Below are 3,573 nucleotides of genomic sequence, written 5' to 3'. Positions count from 1 at the left end.
CCTCGGCCGGGCGCTGCTGCTGCGGGCCCTGCGCGACCGGGCCGCCGCGGGCGCCACCCGGCTCGGCCTCGCCGTCAGCGGCGCCAACCGCGACGCGCTGCGGCTCTACCTGTCGGTCGGGCTCGAGGTCGAGCGCGAGTGGCTCACGTACGTCCCGGACCGCTGACCCCGCACACCCCTGCTGCCGAGCTGCAGCCTTCGGGGCACGGCAGGCCACCGAAGACCCCCGGAAGCGGCAGCTCGGCAGGAGCGGGTCAGTCGTCGGTGACCGCGGACGGCGGGGCGAGCCACCCGAGCAGCAGCAGCATCGCGGTCCCGAGCCCGGCCCGCACCGACCGATCGGACGCGAGCAGCTGCACCAACATGATCGCCGCGGCCAGCAGGGCGACGCCGGCCACCACCCGCGACGCCAGCAGCAGCCGTGCGCCGGGGCGGTAGACGACCAGCACCGCCAGCAGGGCGGCGACGAGCACCAGGGCCGGCGGCCCGACCAGCGTCAGCAGATCCGCCCGCCCGTCGGCCTGCTCACGCTGCAGCAGCAGTCCCCAGCCGCTGACCTGGCGGTGCTGGTCATCCAGCCCGACCCACGGCAGCGCGAGCGCGAGCACCAGCCCGGCCGCCAGCACCGCCTGCAACGCCCTGCGCAGGATGCTGCGTTCGCCGTACCTCACCGCGCGATCGTGGCAGAGCGACCGCGTCCACCCGTCGTGCGCACCCGGCCGGTCGCCTGGACGGGTGCGTGCTCGGATCAGGTGCGAGATCGGCTCAGGGCGGGGTGAGGGCGGTGCCGAGCGCGGCGAGGGCGCCGTCGACCACCGCGTAGTACGCCCAGCGGCCGCGCTGCTCGCGGCTCACCAACCCGGCCTCGACGAGCTGCCGCATGTGGTGCGACACCGTGGGCTGGCTGAGGCCGACCGGCCCGGTGAGGTCGCAGATGCACGCCTCCCCGCCGTCCGTCGCGGCGATCAGCGACAGCAGGCGCACCCGGGTGGGGTCGCCGAGCGCCTTGAACGAGCGGGCGAGCCGCTCGGCGGTGTCGGCGTCGAGCACCCCGCCGGTGACCGTCGAGCAGCAGTCGTCGAGGGCGACGACGGGCAGCTGCACGGGGGACGGCACCCGCCGAGTGTCGCACGGATTGACAACCGTCTATGTATCGACCAGTCTCGATTCGACGCCGACCGGACGAGGGAGGACCGATGAGCGACGCGAGCGACGTCCACGAGCAGGTGCGGGTGCGGTACGCCGAGGCCGCGCTGTCCGTGCGCAGCGGGTCGGCCTGCTGCGGCGCCGACGACGAGGCGGTCTTCGGGGCGACGCTGTACGACCCGCAGGTGCGCGGCGAGCTGCCGGACGACGCGGTGCTGGCGAGCCTGGGCTGCGGGAACCCCACCGCGGTGGCCGAGCTGCGCGAGGGCGAGCGGGTGCTCGACCTCGGCTCCGGCGGCGGGATCGACGTCCTGCTCTCGGCGCGGCGGGTGGGGCCGACCGGGTTCGCCTACGGCGTCGACATGACCGACGAGATGCTCGACCTGGCCCGGGCGAACGCCGCCCGAGCCGGCGCGACGAACGTCGAGTTCGTGCGCGGCACCATCGAGGACGTGCCGCTGCCCGACGCCGCGGTCGACGTCGTCATCTCGAACTGCGTCGTGAACCTGTCGACCGACAAGCCGTCGGTGCTCGCCGAGGCGTTCCGCGTGCTGCGGCCGGGCGGCCGGCTCGGCATCAGCGACGTGGTGGCCGAGGACCACCTCTCCCCCGCCGAGCGGGCCGAGCGCGGGTCGTACGTCGGCTGCGTGGCCGGCGCCCTGTCGCGCGCCGAGTACGTCCGGGGCCTGCAGGACGCCGGGTTCACCGACGTCGCGGTGACCTTCACCCACGCGGTCGCCGACGGCATGCACTCCGCGATCGTGCGCGCGGTGAAGCCGGGCGGCCGCGAGTGAGCGACGTCGTCGCCGAGCGCCCCGTCGCCGGGCCCGAGGCGCCCGTGCTGGCCCGGCTCTCGGTGCTCGACCGGCTGCTGCCGGTGTGGATCGTCGTGGCGATGGCCGTCGGCCTGGGGCTCGGCCGCGCCGTCCCCGCGCTGCCCGGCTGGCTGGACGCCGTCCGCGTCGGGTCGGTCAGCCTGCCGATCGCGCTCGGGCTGCTGCTCATGATGTACCCGGTGCTGGCGAAGGTGCGGTACCGCCGGCTCGACCGCGTCACCGGCGACCGGCGGCTGCTCGTCAGCTCGCTGGTGCTCAACTGGCTGGTCGGACCGGCGCTGATGTTCGCCCTGGCCTGGCTGCTGCTGCCCGACCAGCCGGCGTACCGCACCGGGCTGATCGTGGTCGGGCTGGCTCGCTGCATCGCGATGGTGCTCATCTGGAACGACCTGTCGTGCGGTGACCGCGAGGCCGGCGCCGTGCTGGTCGCGATGAACTCGGTCTTCCAGATCCTGGCGTTCGGCCTGCTCGGGTGGTTCTACCTTCGGGTGCTGCCCGGCTGGCTGGGGCTGGCGCAGGTCGACGCCCGCTTCTCGTTCCCGACGATCGCCGGCTCGGTGCTGGTGTTCCTCGGGCTCCCGCTGCTCGCCGGGTTCGTCACCCGCACCGTCGGCGAGCGGGCTCGCGGCGAGCAGTGGTACGAGCAGCGGCTGCTGCCGCGCATCGGGCCGTTCGCGCTCTACGGCCTGCTCTTCACGATCGTGGTGCTCTTCGCGCTGCAGGGCGGCACCATCACGAGCCGCCCCTGGGACGTCGCCCGCATCGCGCTGCCGCTGCTGGCCTACTTCGCGCTGATGTTCGGCGGCGGCTTCGTGCTCGGGCACCGCCTGCGGCTCGGCTACGCCAAGACCGCGACGCTGGCGTTCACCGCGGCCGGCAACAACTTCGAGCTCGCGATCGCGGTGGCCGTCGGCGTGTTCGGCGTCGCGAGCGGCCAGGCCCTCGCCGGCGTCGTCGGCCCGCTCATCGAGGTGCCCGTGCTCGTGGCGCTGGTGCACGTCGCGCTGCGCCTGCGCCCGCGCTTCGCCGTCTAGGAAGGGACCCCCGCGTGACCGTGCCCGAGGTGCTGTTCGTCTGCGTGCACAACGCCGGCCGCTCGCAGATGGCCGCGGCCCTGCTCGACCACCACGCGGCCGGCCGGGTCGTCGTCCGCTCGGCCGGCTCGGCGCCCGCCGACACGGTGAACCCGGCGGTGGTCGAGGTGATGCACGAGATCGGGCTCGACCTGTCGAAGGAGTTCCCGAAGCCGCTCTCGGACGACGCGGTGCGCGCCGCCGACGTCGTGATCACCATGGGCTGCGGCGACGCCTGCCCGTTCTACCCCGGCACGCGCTACCTCGACTGGGAGCTGGACGACCCGGCCGGCCTCGACGCCGACGCGATCCGCCCGATCCGCGACGACGTGGACCGCCGGGTGCGGGCGCTGCTCGCCGAGCTGGTGGGTTAGCGGCCGAGCAGCGACCCGGGCAGCGCGCCCGAGGCGAGGACGGCGTCGCGCGCCGGGTGCAGCAGCCGGGCCGCCCGCTCGGTGGCCTCGCGGCCGATCGCCCGCCAGGGGGCGAGGGCCGCCCGGTCGGTGGCGCCGGCGTCG

Annotated in this window: 6 protein-coding genes; 3 read left to right on the top strand and 3 right to left on the bottom strand. The window is 75.0% G+C overall.

Annotated elements, in window-relative coordinates; all coding sequences use genetic code 11:
- Positions 1 to 254: 254 nt before the first annotated feature.
- Complete coding sequence (locus ACYVI6_RS18325; RefSeq protein ID WP_460447734.1) at positions 255 to 671, bottom strand: hypothetical protein; 417 nt, start codon at positions 669 to 671, stop codon at positions 255 to 257.
- Between the two features lie 94 nt (positions 672 to 765).
- Positions 766 to 1,116, bottom strand: a complete 351-nt coding sequence (locus tag ACYVI6_RS18320) for an ArsR/SmtB family transcription factor (protein ID WP_460447733.1) — start codon at positions 1,114 to 1,116, stop codon at positions 766 to 768.
- A gap of 80 nt (positions 1,117 to 1,196) precedes the next feature.
- On the opposite strand from ACYVI6_RS18320, the gene arsM reads away from it, so the two are divergent.
- Genes arsM through ACYVI6_RS18305 form a run of 3 tightly spaced genes read left to right on the top strand, consistent with a single transcriptional unit; the run spans position 1,197 to position 3,429 of the window.
- A complete protein-coding gene (gene arsM, locus ACYVI6_RS18315; RefSeq protein ID WP_460447732.1) occupies positions 1,197 to 1,940 on the top strand; it encodes an arsenite methyltransferase in 744 nt (247 codons plus the stop codon).
- Positions 1,937 to 3,016 (top strand): ACR3 family arsenite efflux transporter, encoded by a 1,080-nt coding sequence (gene arsB / locus ACYVI6_RS18310; RefSeq protein ID WP_460447731.1) that lies wholly within the window; start codon positions 1,937 to 1,939, stop codon positions 3,014 to 3,016. The genes arsM and arsB overlap by 4 nt, the downstream gene beginning before the upstream one ends.
- A 14-nt stretch (positions 3,017 to 3,030) precedes the next feature.
- Entirely contained in the window at positions 3,031 to 3,429 is a 399-nt protein-coding gene (locus ACYVI6_RS18305; protein WP_460447730.1) for an arsenate reductase ArsC, read from the top strand.
- Here the strand turns inward: ACYVI6_RS18305 and ACYVI6_RS18300 are convergent.
- Positions 3,426 to 3,573: helix-turn-helix domain-containing protein (locus ACYVI6_RS18300; protein WP_460447735.1), on the bottom strand; the 148-nt coding region annotated here is incomplete at its 5' end. The genes ACYVI6_RS18305 and ACYVI6_RS18300 overlap by 4 nt on opposite strands.

The organism is Angustibacter aerolatus, assembly GCF_054776675.1.
This window is presented reverse-complemented; position numbering and strand designations above follow the sequence as displayed.

Bases quoted from the DNA above. Each gene is read 5' to 3' on its own strand.
- arsM (WP_460447732.1), top strand. From the start codon at position 1,197: ATGAGCGACGCGAGCGACGTCCACGAGCAGGTGCGGGTGCGGTACGCC.